Source organism: Candidatus Uabimicrobium amorphum (genome assembly GCF_009002475.1).
GTDB classification, from domain to species: Bacteria; Planctomycetota; Uabimicrobiia; order Uabimicrobiales; family Uabimicrobiaceae; genus Uabimicrobium; species Uabimicrobium amorphum.
The window spans coordinates 2,091,349-2,107,913 of sequence record NZ_AP019860.1 but is presented as its reverse complement, the minus strand read 5'-3'; the positions used below and the strand labels follow the sequence as shown (position 1 = coordinate 2,107,913).

Annotated in this window: 14 protein-coding genes; 8 read left to right on the top strand and 6 right to left on the bottom strand. The window is 39.2% G+C overall.

Going from position 1 to position 16,565, the window contains the following annotated elements; all coding sequences use genetic code 11:
* Positions 1 to 3 precede the first annotated feature (3 nt).
* The 3 genes from rpiA to UABAM_RS07380 all read right to left on the bottom strand — a co-directional run bounded on the left by rpiA (position 4) and on the right by UABAM_RS07380 (position 3,981).
* Positions 4 to 687, bottom strand: a complete 684-nt coding sequence (gene rpiA / locus UABAM_RS07390; RefSeq protein WP_173013177.1) for a ribose-5-phosphate isomerase RpiA — start codon at positions 685 to 687, stop codon at positions 4 to 6.
* Positions 688 to 758: 71 nt separating this feature from the next.
* Positions 759 to 2,510 (bottom strand): hypothetical protein, encoded by a 1,752-nt coding sequence (locus UABAM_RS07385; RefSeq protein ID WP_151967357.1) that lies wholly within the window; start codon positions 2,508 to 2,510, stop codon positions 759 to 761.
* 85 nt (positions 2,511 to 2,595) lie between these two features.
* Complete coding sequence (locus tag UABAM_RS07380; protein ID WP_151967356.1) at positions 2,596 to 3,981, bottom strand: sigma-54-dependent transcriptional regulator; 1,386 nt, start codon at positions 3,979 to 3,981, stop codon at positions 2,596 to 2,598.
* Positions 3,982 to 4,236: 255 nt separating this feature from the next.
* Here UABAM_RS07380 and UABAM_RS07375 point away from each other — a divergent pair, with 255 nt between their 5' ends.
* Together UABAM_RS07375 and UABAM_RS07370 are read left to right on the top strand one after the other, a co-directional pair.
* On the top strand, positions 4,237 to 5,082 hold the full coding sequence (locus tag UABAM_RS07375; RefSeq protein WP_151967355.1) for an EboA domain-containing protein: 846 nt from the start codon (positions 4,237 to 4,239) through the stop codon (positions 5,080 to 5,082).
* Entirely contained in the window at positions 5,079 to 5,960 is an 882-nt protein-coding gene (locus tag UABAM_RS07370) for a TatD family hydrolase (RefSeq protein WP_151967354.1), read from the top strand. Before UABAM_RS07375 ends, UABAM_RS07370 begins: the two co-directional genes overlap by 4 nt.
* 34 nt (positions 5,961 to 5,994) lie before the next feature.
* On the opposite strand, the gene UABAM_RS07365 is transcribed toward UABAM_RS07370, so the two are convergent.
* Positions 5,995 to 6,927: a hypothetical protein gene (locus UABAM_RS07365; RefSeq protein WP_151967353.1), complete on the bottom strand. Its 933-nt coding sequence runs from the start codon at positions 6,925 to 6,927 to the stop codon at positions 5,995 to 5,997.
* Between the two features lie 147 nt (positions 6,928 to 7,074).
* Here UABAM_RS07365 and UABAM_RS07360 point away from each other — a divergent pair, with 147 nt between their 5' ends.
* From UABAM_RS07360 to UABAM_RS07335, 6 genes are all read left to right on the top strand, one after another.
* On the top strand, positions 7,075 to 8,223 hold the full coding sequence (locus tag UABAM_RS07360) for a THUMP domain-containing class I SAM-dependent RNA methyltransferase (protein WP_229759362.1): 1,149 nt from the start codon (positions 7,075 to 7,077) through the stop codon (positions 8,221 to 8,223).
* 72 nt (positions 8,224 to 8,295) lie between these two features.
* Entirely contained in the window at positions 8,296 to 9,201 is a 906-nt protein-coding gene (locus tag UABAM_RS07355; protein WP_151967352.1) for an SdiA-regulated domain-containing protein, read from the top strand.
* A gap of 5 nt (positions 9,202 to 9,206) precedes the next feature.
* Positions 9,207 to 9,920, top strand: a complete 714-nt coding sequence (locus tag UABAM_RS07350; protein ID WP_151967351.1) for a hypothetical protein — start codon at positions 9,207 to 9,209, stop codon at positions 9,918 to 9,920.
* Positions 9,921 to 9,989: 69 nt separating this feature from the next.
* The gene (locus UABAM_RS07345) at positions 9,990 to 10,499 is read left to right on the top strand and encodes a single-stranded DNA-binding protein (protein WP_151967350.1); all 510 of its coding nucleotides are present in this window, start codon (positions 9,990 to 9,992) and stop codon (positions 10,497 to 10,499) included.
* A 59-nt stretch (positions 10,500 to 10,558) separates the two neighbouring features.
* The gene (locus tag UABAM_RS07340) at positions 10,559 to 11,281 is read left to right on the top strand and encodes a phosphocholine cytidylyltransferase family protein (RefSeq protein ID WP_151967349.1); all 723 of its coding nucleotides are present in this window, start codon (positions 10,559 to 10,561) and stop codon (positions 11,279 to 11,281) included.
* Between the two features lie 8 nt (positions 11,282 to 11,289).
* On the top strand, positions 11,290 to 14,373 hold the full coding sequence (locus UABAM_RS07335) for a WD40 repeat domain-containing serine/threonine protein kinase (RefSeq protein ID WP_151967348.1): 3,084 nt from the start codon (positions 11,290 to 11,292) through the stop codon (positions 14,371 to 14,373).
* A 30-nt stretch (positions 14,374 to 14,403) separates the two neighbouring features.
* Here the strand turns inward: UABAM_RS07335 and UABAM_RS07330 are convergent, their stop codons facing one another.
* Positions 14,404 to 15,279: a GAF domain-containing protein gene (locus tag UABAM_RS07330; RefSeq protein WP_151967347.1), complete on the bottom strand. Its 876-nt coding sequence runs from the start codon at positions 15,277 to 15,279 to the stop codon at positions 14,404 to 14,406.
* Positions 15,280 to 15,534: 255 nt separating this feature from the next.
* On the bottom strand, positions 15,535 to 16,380 hold the full coding sequence (locus UABAM_RS07325; RefSeq protein WP_151967346.1) for a WD40/YVTN/BNR-like repeat-containing protein: 846 nt from the start codon (positions 16,378 to 16,380) through the stop codon (positions 15,535 to 15,537).
* Positions 16,381 to 16,565: the final 185 nt, after the last annotated feature.

Sequence of the window (16,565 nt, the reverse complement as noted above, 5' to 3'; positions counted from 1 at the left end):
TTTTTATGTCGCTTGTAGTTCACGTGTGGTTTCACCGCTGCCAATAATAATTCTTGTGGCCATACCTATAAACATTCCATGCTCTACAACACCAGGTATCTGCGAAATGTCAGAGGCTAGTTTTTGTGGATTTGCAATGGTGTTAAAATTACAATCTAAAATATAATTTCCTTCATCTGTAACGAACGGCTTGTCGTTGTTGCGGCGCAACTTAGGTGTGGAGCCTAGCTGGCAAAGAGTTTGTTCGACAATAACATGGGCATAGGGAATAACTTCTACGGGTAAGTGGAAACTACTACCTAGCGGTCGCGCCGTTTTACGTGAATCGACAATGATAATTAGTTCACGGCTGGCACTTGCCACTATTTTTTCGTGAAGGAGGGCGCCACCGCCTCCTTTTATTAAATTTAGATTTTCATCAAATTCATCGGCTCCATCTATGGTGATGTCTATTTTTGCAGGAACGGCATCGGTGATGAGTGGGATGTCAAAAGTTTGTGCGAGTTTTTTTGTGGTGACAGAACTAGGAACACCTGTTATTTGCATACCATTTTTTACTTTTTCACCAAGTAACTGTACCGCAATTTCTGCCGTAGAGCCACTACCTAAACCCACAATCATGTTCGGTTTTATTCGTGAAACAGCGGCAGTCGCCGCCAACGTTTTTTCGCGGGTGATGTTGTCCATGATCGTTTTCCTAATTTATTTTTAGATCCCCATGAAAATGGGGACCTAAGTTTATTATCAAGTTCTAAAAACTAGTGAGTTGCGTTGACTTTTCTCCAAATTTGAGGGATGAGATAGTTTTCTAATGTCACCACATCTACTTTTCTTTCGGGAATTTGTCGCATCGTATCAATTGCTCCGTCTAAGGCACGACGCAGCGTTTGTTTTTCTTGCGATGTCAGGTTTTTCCAAACGCGGTTGTAAAGTGAGCCGTTATAACCGAAAGCTGCTTGGGGTTCGTATGTCTCTCCTGGTGTTTTTTGTGCAAATGATTCCGCGTCAATATTGATATCTGCAGAATATCCGAGAAACAAACCGACAATTTGTGCAACTTCAATGGCTTTTTCCATACGTACATCTTGCGCATAGTTCATATTATTTTTATTGAAGAGAGCTACAGCGCTGTGAGCGCGCACAAATTGTTGTTGTGTAAAAAGTTCTTGCGGGCTTACGGCACGATACATGGAGTTGGAATCGCACAAACTTGGAAAAAGCTCCAGTGCCAAAATTTGTTTGTCAATGAGCAATTGATCGTTTTCTAGAGCTGTATTTATTCTTTGCTTGGTAAACGTAGCGGGGTTACCATCGAAAAAATTAAAGTACTCTAGTAGTAAAATTTTGGCAGATTCAGTGTCATTTTCACGCAAAAAAGCATGTAAATCGTCCATAACACTACGATACCCTAGTGCTTGAGATTCATACTTGCCGTATGACGAAGCACGACGTGTGTTTCCATAGTAAATTTCACCCGTCAATGTATCTAACTCGTTAATGACGTCTATAATGGAGGTTCCGTAGAGAAGAGGATGAGAAAATGTATAGCATCCTTTATCTGTGTTGTTTTGGCTAAGAGCAAATCCTTCCCACTCTTTAACAGCAACAGCTAGCCTTTGTAATTCTTCGTTGGAAAAATTTGTTTTGAAATAAACTTTTTTTCCCGACTTTGTCAGAAAAACGAGCGAAGAATTTTCTATCGACATTTTTATAAGCTGTGGATGACGAATTTGCGTATCGAATACCACACCGCCAGGACGAAATGATTTTGCCGACCCAGGGCGAAACGACTTGGCTGATCCAGGGCGAAACGACTTTACCGATCCAGGACGAAATGACTTCGACGACCCAGGACGAAATGACTTCGACGATCCAGGACGAAATGACTTCGACGACCCAGGACGAAACTTTTGACTACCAGGGCGAAATGTTGACGAACTGCCCGGACGAAAAGAGCCGTTATGTTCTGTACGGCTTCCAGGGCGAAAATAGGAGGTTTCTTCGGTTCGACTACCTGGGCGAAACGATGTGTCATCAGTGTTACGACTGCCAGGGCGAAATGAGGAGTCATCAGCATTGCGACTGCCAGGACGAAAGGCATTTTCTGCAAGACGCTGTTGTTTTCGCTCTTGCAAGTACATTTTGAGTTTATCTTCTATGAACAACTGCGTTGAATTATCTGTGGTATAGTTTACCTCTGAGCTAACAGATTCCGCAGAAAAAAAGTCATCGTATTGTTCTTCAAAGTCTTCATAATCAAAGTCATTCTCATTGTCACTTTGCGAGTCGATTTCCGCTATTTGTTGTGGCTGATCATCGTCAATATTTGTCTCTTGGGGAGAGTGTTTCTCTTCTTCCACAAGTAGCAAGTCCCACTCAGGTATTTTTTCATCCATAGTTTCGGTGAAAACTTCTGTTTGGTTTATGTGGAGATCATCTGGTGAATTTGTTTTAACCACTACAAATAGCATTGCCGATGCAATTGTCAGAATATAAAATGCACGTACCATACTTATCCTCCTTAGAGTTGTTTGTGTACCTTGTTTAAATTTGTACATCTTTTAGACGTAACATAAGAATGAAGTGTTTGTACGTTTACAAAGCCTCAATTAGTTTGTGTCTGATGAGCTTGTCGCGTAAAGTAGTACGTGGTAGATTGAGTACCTTTGCCATTTTGGTTTGATGTCCATCGGCTTTGTCCGCGGCCCAAATGAGCAACTTCTTTTCAAAGCCATTTACCATTTCGTTAAAATCTACTTCTTCACTGTTACCAATGTCTAGAGTGATGGTGTCTGGCTTTGCTACTTTTTGAATTTCTTCAGGGAAGTGGATGATATTAAGCAGTCCCTGTTTACAGAATGCCACAGCATGTTCAACGGCATTTTCCAGTTCACGTACATTACCAGGCCATTGATAATTGCGCACTAACTTTGCGACTTCTGGGGACAAATCCGTTGAAATTTTCTTTTTTCGTTGATATTTCTTTATGAAAAAAGAAACCAATAATGGAATATCTTCCTTCCTCTCGGCAAGAGGGGGTAGCACAATTGGAATAACATTCAGGCGATAGTAAAGGTCTTCGCGAAACTTACCTTCGGCGACTAATAGTTTTAAATCTTTTTTTGTCGCGGCAATTACACGTACGTCGACTTTTAGTGTTTTTTCTCCACCAACTCTCTCAAACTCGCGTTCTTGCAAAACCCGCAAAAGTTTCACTTGGGTGGCGAGGGGGATGTCATCGACATCATCTAGAAAAATGGTTCCGTGGTTTGCTAGTTCAAATCGTCCAATTTTTTGACGCAACGCTCCCGTAAAAGCACCTTTTTCGTGACCAAATAGTTCGCTTTCAAGAATTTCGGTGTTGAAAATACCACAGCTGACTTTTATGAAAGCTTTGTCACGACGATCACTATTGTAATGAAGAGCATGGGCGATCAGCTCTTTTCCCGTGCCACTCGGTCCTTGGACAATAATCGTGCTGGCACTGTTTGCAACCATCTGTATTTTTTCAAATACGACTTGCATTGGTTTGCTTTTTCCAATGATGTTGCCAAAACGGTATTGCGATTCTAGTTGCAAACGCAGGGCATTTGTTTCTTGCGCTTGTTTTTTGAGCGTATACAAATATTCGATGCGCAATGTGAGTAACTCAGGAGAAATGGGCTTTAACAAATAATCGTAAGCGCCTTCTTCCATAGCTGTTAGTGAATGACCAACATCGTTGGATGCTGTCATGACAATGACATTTGTTTTTGACGACACTTGTTTTATTTCTTTGAGAATTTCCAAACCAGAAATTTGCGGCATGTATAAGTCAGTAATCACAACATCAAAAAAACTTTTTTTTACAAGTGACAGAGCTTCATGTTCGTCCGTAGTAACTTCTAAATCGTAACCTTGCTTGAGTAACTGTACTTGAATGTACTTTATAATAGCCTCATCATCATCGACGGCTAATATTTTGAAATTCTTTTTCGACATTCGCTTTCCGTTCCAGAAAAACTAATTTTTTAGTTTTTTGTGTATAAAATAATCATTTGACAGGATTAACAGGATGAACAGGAGAAAGAGGCAAATTTATCCTAGTAATCCTGTTAATCCTGTCAATTTTTGCGATCTCCACGAAAATGGAGAAAAGTAGTTTATCTTTTGTAGTCCATATTTTATGATATACAGAAATATTTGGCAAATTGATTTTTGTAGATATCCTCGCGTTCAAAATTAGAAAGAAGCTTTATGTTCGATGCTATTATCGAGAAATATATACCTGCTGAAAAGTATTTGTCGTTGCAGAAGCAACTGCAACAACTTGAAAATTCATACACGACGAACAAGTTTATTGAAATATTTTCAAAGGTATATATGTTCAATTGTGATATAAAAATTACCGGGGAAGATAGAGAAAAGTTAAAAAATGTTATGGCAAATATCGAGTTTGATTATTGGTCGCTCGAAGACATGATTCGTGCTGCAATTGTAAAAAGAATTCAATTTTTGCCAGAGAAAGACTATGTGGAAGCCATAGAAAAAAGTTATCGTATTGCTGATACCAAGGAGCAGTGTTCGCTTCTTAAAATACTCGCTATTTCTCAATATAGAGAAAAACTTGCGCACATTGCTCATTCGTGTGTCCGTACAAATATCCCCGATGTTCTTGCAGCACTATGTTGTGGGAATCCATATCCATACGATTATTTTTCCACACAAGAATTTAACAATATGGTTTTAAAAGCCGTGTTCATGAATATTTCTATTGCCAAAATATATGGCCTTGTGCAAAAAACGAATGAGGCACTGAGTCGTATGGCAAATCAATATATCGACGAACGTGAGGCGGCGAATAGAGATTTTCCTTGCGATTTGTGGTTGATCGCCTGTCCGTTTTCCCATGGAAAGGATAGGGAGCGTGTATACCGATATTTGCATCACAAATCTGTTCTTCATCGCTACTGGGTAGCGTGTTCGCTGCTACACGAAGAAGATGTACAAGATTCATTCGTTGAAAAACAAATTGAGATAGAAGACCATATACCCACAAAGGAAATTTTGCAGCAAATTATTGACCGAAGGAGAAATAAATGAAGTTTTTTGATCCACATATTCATATGACAGCACGTACTACCGACGATTACCAAAGAATGGTGGAGATGGGAATTCGTGCCGTATGTGAACCGGCTTTTTGGTTAGGACAGCCGCGTACTCACGCAGGTACATACGAAGATTATTTGAAAACAATTATTGGTTGGGAAAGATTTAGAGCTTCACAGTTTGGTATACATCACTTTTGCACCATCGCTCTCAATCCTAGAGAAGCCAATTCACACATCGCTCCAGAGGTTATGGAACTATTACCACTATACATACACAAAGAAAGCGTTCTTGGTATAGGTGAAATAGGTCTCGATGATATGACAAGCGTCGAAGAAAAGTATTTTCTTGCACAGTTGCAATTGGCAAAGGAGCATAATTTACCCGTGATTATTCATACGCCACACCGTAATAAAAAAGAAGGTACTCAACGTTCCATTGATATCGTTAAGGAAGTGGGAATAAATCAAAAGCAGGTAGTGATAGACCACAACATGGAGGAAACACTACCTCTCGTTTTAGAGCAGACAGATTGTTGGGCAGGGCACACTATTTATCCCCAAACGAAAATGAGCAAAGACCGCATGGTGAAGTTAGTGCAGCAATACGGTGTGGAAAGAATTTTAGTAAATAGTTCCGCGGATTGGGGGATGAGTGATCCACTAAATATACCGAAAACAGCTGGTTTGATGAAGGAGGCAAATTTCTCCGACGCCGATATCGAAAAACTATTCTGGAAAAACCCCATTGCGTTTTACGCAAGTAGCGGCAAAATTTCGGAAGAAATGATCGCAGAACCGATTAAAATAGACCAAACACAATTTTGGGAAGACAATAGCATCCTACGTGGACAATCTCCTGTCGTGGAGTAAAGATTTGACAGGTTAATTTTAACCTGTCAAATTTTTAAGCAGCTTTAAGCATGCGGTAAACTTGTCTCCAGATGCGCTTTCCCAAAGTGTAGCGTGCTTGCCTTTTATGGTGTTTTTTTATAGGTCGAAAGCGCGCAACAACGCCTGCGGCGTTGGTGACATGAATAAAACCGACGATGTACTTTGGCTCAATAGAACACATGAGTATTTGGCTATTGTGTTTGGCGGTGTCTTGCATTTTGTTCTTTAACCATTGAGGTGAAAACCAGTGGGCAAAATGTGTGTGTTCTTGGGGATAACGATGATAAAATCGCTGCCAAAAAAGTGCATTACATCGTGGAGAGTGTTGCGTAAATTTGTGGAAAGAAACGTCGTCTACGTTGGAAAAATGCAAATCTAAAAAATCGTAAAAAAATTTCCACCCTCCCATAAACTTAACAAGTTGGTATAGATGCTCCGTAAAATGAATATTCTCAAGTTGGTGAGATACGGGAAGATCGCGGTACGAAAGTTGTTTGTAGTATGTGTTTTGATCTTGGGAGCTAATGATAAGTTGTTGAGCTTTTTTTCGTGTTGGGATGTTTTCCAAAGAAGAATTTTTTGCTTTTATTTTGTGTAAAATTTTGTATAGTTCAAAACCCTTTTGCCGAAATTCTTCGCGTAGGAAAAAGTGATATTGAGCATAGTCATCTATGGTTTTATTATCAAAAATAGCAATGAGTTTTTCGTGGTAAACTTCTACTGGAAGAGAAACGACAACAAGATAACCGTTTTGATTGTTGCTCCGGGAGTGTCGCCCGGCGAAGTATATTGGACTTCCTCCTTCGCCTGAGGTGGGCTCACTGGCAACACAACAAACATTTTTGTTGGTAACTTCCATAATCCATTGATCCTGGGTTGATGCGAGTAAACCATTTCGTTTTATATTTTTTATATTATCTTCGGTAGTGCCATGAAATAATATCATATAAACCTTCACTTGTTAAAGTAAGGAAAATTTTAGCTCTAAAAGAATTGGGCATCCATTCATGATGACCCACAACGCATTCTATATCATATACAACCTACAAATTTGGATACGGTTGTTTTTATTTATTTTTTTCAGGGAAAAATATTGGAAAATTTTCAGATACATGCAACCACGTTGAGTGGTTTAGAAGAATTGTTAGCCGAAGAATTGCGCGGTCTCGGAGCGAAAAAAATTGTCTCGCAAAAACGTTTGGTAACTTTTGAAGGAAACAAGGAACTTTTGTATCGAGCAAATTTGTGGTGCCGTACAGCCATTCGCATATTAAAGCCCATTGATTCATTTTCTGCGTATAGCGAAAAGGAATTATATCAAGAGGTGCAAAAAACAAACTGGCTGCGATTCATCGAGGTGCATAATTCGATTGCTGTAGATGTTATTCTTACCAACTCTACTTTTCAACACTCGCTTTATATTGCACAACTCACAAAAGACGCGATTGTTGACCAATTCCGCAATCATACGGGAGAACGACCTTCTGTGGATTTAAAATCACCCGATTTACGCATAGTGCTCTATATAAACAAAAATAAAGTGAGTGTCTCTCTTGATGCATCAGGACAATCTCTACATAAGCGAGGGTATCGTGCACAAACACATACCGTACCGTTAAATGAAGTTTTAGCTGCCGGTATTGTTCTTCTGGGTAAATGGGATCGCAGTAGTGCTTTCATTGACGGGATGTGCGGCAGTGGAACCATTTTAATCGAGGCAGCAATGATCGCTTTGGATATTGCTCCGGGGTTTTTTCGCAAAAAGTTCGGGTTTATGAATTGGAAAGATTACGATAAGGAATTATTTGCCAAACTGTTGGGAGAGGCAAAGCGCAGGCGTCGATCGACAAAGTCGCTGTCATTGATGGGGTGTGAGGTAAACAAAAAAACGTGTGGGATTGCACGTGACAATATTGAAAATGCGGGCCTAAGCAAGTTTATTCGCGTTTTTAATAAGCCTTTTGAATTTTTCGAACCGCGCTGTTCGAGTGGAACATTGGTAATGAACCCACCATACAACGCCAGGCAAAAAACCTCTCAAGATCTTGGAGAAAAATACAAGATGATTGGGGACACGCTTAAAAAGAACTATGCTGGTTTTCACGCATACATTTTTACGGGAAATTTAGATGCGGCGAAAAAAATAGGTTTGCGAGCCTCACGGCGTATTCCCTTGCACAATGGATCTATTGATTGTCGCTTATTGTATTTTGAGATGTACTCAGGTAGTAAAGATAAATAAAGTCCGATAAAAAACCGTAGTTTAGTTGTATTTTATTGGTATATATTTTATAATGAGAGTAAAGGAAAAACGATGTTGAAAATATGGTTGTTATTGCCAATAATTGCAATATTTACACTTGAGCTACAAAAAGAGTGGCTGATTATATCTACAAAAGATGGTGTGGAGAAGTTCGATCCCTCTGGTCTTACATTGTGGAAAGATAAGTTGATCACTGTTAGTGATAAATCCGAGAACAGCGATAAAATTTATGAACTTGTCACCAAGAATGATGGTTATGCCGATGCGAAACCACTTATCTTTTTAAACAAAGAGCAGATTTCGCAATACAGTGGCGCTCAGAAATACCGCGTTGATTTTGAAGGTGTCACAAATAACAATCGTTTTTTTTACATTTGCGATGAGCGCAATCGCAATATTCTGCAAGTTTCCGAAAATGGTGATATGCAAAAAATGCCCATAGACTTTTATTCATACACCACTACACAACATTGGAATCCTTTCTCCGGGGTCACAAATGCGGGATTTGAAGGAATTGCGTATGACAAACACGCACAAAAAATGTATGTGCTTAACGAAAGAATGTATCGGCATATATACGAAGTCCACGACCACAAAATTACAAGTGACTTTGATGTTCCTTCGGGAAATGCTCTACCACGTTATGAAGGTAAGTATGCCATATATCCTGATTTTTCAGGAGCATACTTTGATAAATACCTGTACGTCATTTACCGCAATGAATATAAAATATTGTGTATCGATCCTCAAAAAAAGAGTATTGTTTCTAGCGCGTATTATGGGCATATTACAAAAAAACTCTATCATCGCGAAGATCCCTTTGGTTTGGTAGAAGGTATCGCAATGACCGCGGATAAAATTTTTCTTATTATAGACAATAATGGTATTGCCCTACACAAAAACGCGGCCAAGACAAACTCTATCCTTTTGCAATTTAAAAGACCAAAAGGTTTTTAGGCCAAATGAGATACTTTATTGTTGTTACTTTTTCGTGGATCGCTTTTTGTGGATATAGCATTTATTTTGCCAATGATTTGTCCACGCGCAGTACAATTGTGTTTATGCGTTCTTTTTCACTAAGTACTTTATTTGTCGTTATCACTACACCCATTCTCATCTTTGCAAAACTCAATGATAAAAAGACATATTTACTTGGTTTGGGATTTTCCTTGCTGTGGTGTACAGTGTTGTTGGTGACACTGTATGCTTTGAAGTGGGACCTTTCTCCGGCGCTACAAAAAAAATTTAGCCCAGATTATACATCGCTTTTTTTGGTTTACGCTAGTTTGTTTTTCATGGTGTTTTCCTTGGGATATCTACTACATAGAGCAGGGATTATTTGTAGTATTTTTTTATTCATGGCAACAACAAATGTACTGTGGACAAATTTTTTTGTAAAAAATTGGGCAATGGGCAAAGGTTTTATAATAAACTGTATTCTGTATAGTAATCCAATGATCGGTATAAGTAGGTGTTATGTCAATTCAGATATCCTTAGAACACAGAATTTATACGAGTTGTGTGTTATTGGAGCGAGTTACCCTTTTCGCTACCCTGAAGTTTACGAATACATTTGCCTGTATACTGGAATCGGATTGCTTTGTCTGGCGATAAAAATATACTTTTTTGTCGCAAGACAAGGTAAACTAAGGGGGGTGTCATTAAATAAAGTTTAATTGGTGACACCCCCTACATCATGAATCATAAAAGTTGGTTTTATTCAGTTATTTTGATTGGAAGAAAATATGGCTCATTTAAATGAAGTTCGTTTAATTGGTAGGCTAACGAGAGATCCTGAGATTCGACAAATACCCTCAGGGCAAAATGTAACAAATTTTTCGTTGGCCACAAGTCGTAAATACAAAGACAGCAGTGGTATGCTACGCGAAGAAACTGCATTTGTTGACATTAGCTGTTGGGCACGTTTGGCGGAGATTGTATATAACAATTTACGCAAAGGGCGTCAGGTTTTTGTCGGCGGGAGACTGCGTTTTGAAAGTTGGGATGATCGCGATACTGGTAAAAAACGTTCTAAGTTGACCGTTGTTGCCGACAACGTACAGTTTCTAGATCCCAAAGATCACCAAGGTGGCGGTAGTGGCGGTGGCGGCAACTACGGCGGGCAATCAAGCTACGGCGGTGGTAATGACTACCAAAGTGGTGGTGGAGGAGGAGAATGGAGTCCTCCGATGCCAGAAGATTCTGGAGGAGCGCCCGATTGGAACCAGCCTCCTATGGATGAACCGCCATTCTAAAGTTGTCATTTAAATAAAGCTCAGTTATACTGGGCTTTATTTATTTTAAGGATCCTTATATGAAAGCTCTTATTCTTGCCGCCGGACGTGGTAGTCGTTTAAAGGAATACACGGAAGATAAACCAAAAAGTTTGTTGGAAATCAACGGACGTACATTGATTGAGCGCAGTATTCTCAATTTACAAAAAGCAGGTTTTTCTGAAGTGATTATTGTGACAGGTTACTTGCATAAGCTTTTAGAAGACTTTATCGTAGAGAAGTATTCTTCCTTTTGCAAGGTGGTTTACAATACCGATTACACCCGCGGCAGTGGTTCTTCTTTTATTTGCTCAACTCCTTATCTTGAAGGAGAAATGGTGATTATTGAGTCGGATTTACTATACGACTACCGTATTTTAGAGCGCTTAGCAGCACAAATCGGAAAAAATAGTATGACATTGGGACACTTTAATCACGGTCGCGACGAAGTAAAAATTGTTTTGCAAGATGGCAAAATTCAAAAAGCTTTTTGGGGAAATCCTGACACCAAAGCCGATGGCGATTGGGTCGGATTTACTAAATTGAGTAGTGAAACGACAAAAGAGTTACGCAACAACTTGGAGAATACAGATCCCGATCAAGGAAAAGAAATTAATTACGAAGATTTTCTATTTGCTCTAATTGGCAAATACGATTTTGAGGCGATTGATGTTAGTGATTTACCGTGGTTGGAAATTGACAATGAGCAAGATTATTTAAATGCAAAACAAGTAGCGGAAAAAATAGATCAAAATTTTTCCTGAGGTAAATTGTGAACAAAGATAGTCTGACATCACTAAAAATGTTCCACCATTACTATATTGAAGAAGAACTAGGTCGTGGTGGAATGGGGATTGTGTATAAAGCGCGTGATACAAAGCTTAATCGTTATGTGGCGATCAAAGTAATTACTGACACTAAACACATTGAGAAAAAAACGCTGCTACGGTTTATACGCGAAATAAAAAGTATGGCACAAATTAACCACGAAAATGTGGTGCGACTTTTAGAGGTAGGTGAAGAGCCTTTTCCATACTTTACCATGGAATATATTCGCGGATGTTCTTTGTTAGACTATATAAAGCAGCATCGACCCAATGCGCGGCAAATTGCGAAAATTATGTGTCAAATTTCTGCGGCAATTGGTGTAGCACACCACCTGGATATATTACATCGCGACTTAAAACCCGACAACATTATGGTGGATGATAACAATATACCCAAGGTGATGGATTTTGGTCTAGCAAAAACGCAGGCGTCTGATGTTTCGATGACCAACGAGGTTGTGGGAACACCTTTTTATATGTCCCCCGAACAAGCCAATGGCGCTCTTGTTGACAAACAATCGGATATATATTCTTTGGGAGCCACTTTATATGAAATTTTATGTGGACGTCCCCCTTTCCAAGGAACAACGTTTTTAAATGTGGCACAGCAAATCTTTAACGACGATCCGATTCCCCCTTCAAAATTAACCCCAGATGTTTCTCGGTCGTTAGAGTCTATTTGCCTGAAGTGTTTGCAAAAAGATAAAAATAAAAGATACACCTCTGTAGAGTCTCTTGCGAAAGATTTTAGGAATTTCCTTGAGCATAAACCCCTTATAGCAAAGCCTCCTGGATTGCTAGAACGCACCTACAAATGGTCATATCGCAATCGTATAAAAACAGCTATGTTGTGTGCCGTAGTGTTGGTATTAACTACCATAGTGCTCTTTACTCATCAAAAGTGGGTGGCAAGTCTTGCCATTGAAAAAATGAATAGATCATTGCAGGAAGCCTACGAAAATTTGAACAAAGCCAAGTTGGAAAAAGAGCAGGCCTTGGTCATTTCACAAAAAAAACTTGCGCAATCTCATATCAACATGGCGCGCTACCAAGTGGCGATCAAAAATTTCATCTCCGCCAAAAAAGAATTTCATCTTGCCAACAAAATACTCGATTCTCTACCAGATCAAGATAGCAAGATGCTGCGAGAAAAAATATATCTTGATATGCTGTGGCTAAAAAGTAATGAAGTGCATCGTGTAAAAAATTATACTTTTGAAAGCGAAAAAAGCATCGCTTTAAATCGTTATGGAAGTATGTTTGTTGCCTACAACAATAACTTTGCGTGTCTTTATGAAGCTTTAGACTACTCCTTTCATGATAAAAACCTACGTTATGAAAGGGCGATCGTTGCTTCGCGACAGGCAGATAAATTTATCGTGTCTCCCACAAAAACACAAATGGTCTCCTATGATAAAAACAATATTTTCCTATACGAGGCGAAACGAAAAATTCCCATTCATTTCAAGCGTGGCACGCAGACAGTGATAGGTCTCGCGATGGATGATAACGGAGAGTGGTGTGCCATTAAACGCGATTTTGATATCGAACTTGTGCATATAAAATCGCAAAAAACACAATATCTAAAAGGCACACATCGCAATTCAAATAATTCACCGATGATATTTTCGCAAGATGGAAAGCTTTTGATTAGTATTTTGGGGGGAATGTTGACGATTTGGCAACGACAAGGGGATAAATTCGTTGAAAAAAGCTCCTTTCTCACCATGGGATATACAGCAATACATAGTCTGGCATGTAGTCCTGATAACAGATTCATCGTTTATGGAGACAAAGGTGGCAGTGTTTACTTAACAGATATAAATATCGGTAGTACGAAAATAGCTAAATTTCATACCCATAATGTTACGGATATCTATTTCCATCCGTCAGGACGTACATTTGCAACAACAAGCCGTGATGGCAAGATATGTTTATGGGACGCAAAAACTTTGGATGTTATTTTACAAATAGTTACGGAGAAACATAACTATCGCGTGCGTTTTTCACAAGACGGAAGACGGCTTATTTCAGTATCAAAAACAATGAATACCAATAACTATGTGGTTTGGGAAATCGAATCGTTTCTCACTCACCATCTCGTTGTTGAAAAACGACATCGTCGTTTACTCGATATATTGCAAAAAAGTCTACCAAGTTTAGAGTCGTTGTTTTCATTGCCCGTGTGTTTAAGTGAAAATGATCGTTTTTGTGCTGCCATTCTCTCGAGCGGAGTTTCTTTGTGGGATACAAAAACAAAACGCAATCGCGTTTTTTTTGTCAATGACAGTATCATCCAGCAAAGAATGGTACAGCAAGCGGTATTTAGTCCACAAAATAAATGGTTAGGTATCTCATATCAAAAGTCGCAAGCAGAATTTGTGGATTTAAATTCTTTCGATGTGTACTATAAAATAGCCGATCGCAGGATTGAACATATTGCTTTTGTCAAACAAAACATTGTTGTTGTTCATAGTAGCCGCAAATTGTCGCTGTGGAATATTTCACAGAAAAGACATTTGAGCACATCCCCTATACCACACTACGATATCACAGAACTCATCGCACATCCACGAACTTCACAGCTTGTCTTTGGGACACATAGTGGCCAAATTGTTATGTGGAAAGTCGATGGAGATCATATTGAGTTTGTCGAGGAATTACAAACAAAGCATACGGAATATATTGAGTTTTTGAATTTTTCACGACGCGCAACATATATTTCTTTTTGGAGTAAAAATGAGGGGTGCGTTGTTCTTTATAAAAAAGATCCGTTGTGGGAAGTGACGAAGAAAATACCCGTTTCTGAAAAAATATACTCTATTAGTATTTCCCCTGACGAACGCTACATGGCCATCGTACTATTTTCAAAGATACTGATTTATGATCTAGAGCTCGATCACTTTGCCGAAACAATGAGAGGTTATTATAAAAATGGTGCGGCAACGATAGGTCCGTCTTGGGATCGTATTGCTTTACCGACGATTCACGCTGGTGTTGCCGTGTTCAAAAGTTCTATCGCAAAGTAGTGCATTGTCATGAAGGCCTTGCTAAAAGTGCTACGAATTATCGTTGTCAATGGCAGCGAGTGATTGCTCAGCGGCTGATTGTATACGCCTTAGTTGATCGCAGTTCAGCTTATCTTCATAGGCATTTTTCCTCACCAAAAGAGAGGTGTCTTCTACAATGGATTCAATAGCCGGTCGTAGGTTTTGTAAAAGTTGATTTTTGGCCTGTAGTCTTTTTTCTGCGGTATCTTTCTCCAATTGTAAACTTTTTTGAATTCGCGAGCTACTTGTGATTTGGTCTTGCAGAGCTCGTTGACTGCTCACAATCTTATCTTGTAAGGTGCGGTTTGATATTTTGAGTTGTTGTGTTCGCTGCTGGACCTTTTGCTCCAAATCTTTATTCATTTCTACAAGTTGTTCGAGTTGCCGCCAACGATCAATAGCCAAAGCCATATGTACGGTAAAGGTAACCGCCATTTCTATATCGACAATTTCAAACGAATCTTGTTTTTTGTCGGTAAAAACAATCGTGCCAATCGTATCCCCACCAACCTGCAACGGCAGAGCAAGAATAGATTGTTTCTCTTTGTTTGGAGCAATGACTTCGCTTTCTTGCGGTAGCCATTCCCCCGATAAATGCATTTGTTGATTTTCAATAACCCAGCCGCAAACGCCAACATTTAGCAATATACAATCTTGGTTTGCCACCAAGTTGTCATCGACATTAAATATGTGTTTCACACTATAACTAATGGAGTCCCTGTTGAGAAGAGCTAACCAACAATTGTCGAATCTAAAAATCGAATAGATTTTTTTTACAGATTCAAATAAAAGTGTTTCTAAATCTTTCGCACTAGACACTGCTAAAATAATTTCAGACAGTCGTGCATAACGATTTACTTCATCTTGTAGGGATTGTTCTTTCATGTGGCCAGCCTTTACGCTAAATAGAGGTTAGGGGGTGCTTTAAAAGTCGTTCATATTATACTGTAGTATATGTAATCATTCAAGATTTCTTTGGTGGTCTTCGCTACTGGAATTTGTGTGGCTTTTGTAGAAGTTTTGTACTCTGTGTCTTTGGATAGACGTGAATGGTAGGCTACAGGCGTTTGACGGCAGCCTACCATATTTGGTGGGAAATATTTCCGAAGAAATATGTATTGGTAAAGATATTTCGCTACGTTAGTCTAGTGGTATCTCAATAATAGTACCTTGTTCGCCAACAGCGAATAATATTTCGTCGTTTCCTGAAACAGCGTAAAGAGTTTCCTCACTGTTGTTTTTTAATTTGTGCCAGTGGTCACCGTGGCGTTCGAGAATTACTCCGCCTTTTCCTACCGCGACCATATGCTCACCTTTTGCCCACAGACCGTAAAGATCATTTTCTGTCTTGCTTTCGATCTTATGGAAGTGTTCATCATGACGTTGAAGGACTACACCATTTGCGCCAGCAATCAGCATTTCGTTATCGTTTTCTGCGACAGCATAGAGGTTTTCTTCTGTCTCTTTTTCTAAAATGTGCCAATGACCGTTATGATGCTCAAGTACTGTACCATTTGCACCAACAACAAAAATCTCATCATTACCACCAACACCATAAAGATCTGCATCAACACCGCTTTTGACATTGAACCAACGTCCATCATGGTATTCGAGAATTGTTCCCTTTTCGCCAACGGCAAAAACTTTATCTCCTGCGCCACCTATGGCATAGAGATTGTTGGACGTACCAACATTCACAATGTTCCACGTACCTTTTTGGTAGTGAACTATTGTCCCTTTTTCACCAACAGCAAAAATTTCTTCCCCATGTTTGTAAACACCACGTAGGGTGTAGGTATTTTTGGTGGTTTTTATTGGTTGCCATGTTGATTTGTATTGTAAAACAACTCCTTCAGCACCAACAGCAAGCCCGTCGTTACTCGTTAGAAAAACACTGCGTAGGGCTTTATTGTTGGAAGCCTTTTCCGTTTCTTGAGCAAAAACTAAACTACTCAATAAAATAAACGCAAATAAATAAAGCTTCATTATTTGCTCCTTTTCTGGTTTCGTTTCTTTTAAAGCTGCTCATTACAAAGTGCTAGATTCATTTATAAACATCAAACTTATCAAACATTACAGAAAAGTTTTGGTGAGTATCGTCCTAACCTCCACTTTGATGTATTTCTATTGTAAGAGCATTTATCACATAAGTTTAAAATATAACTTTCGTG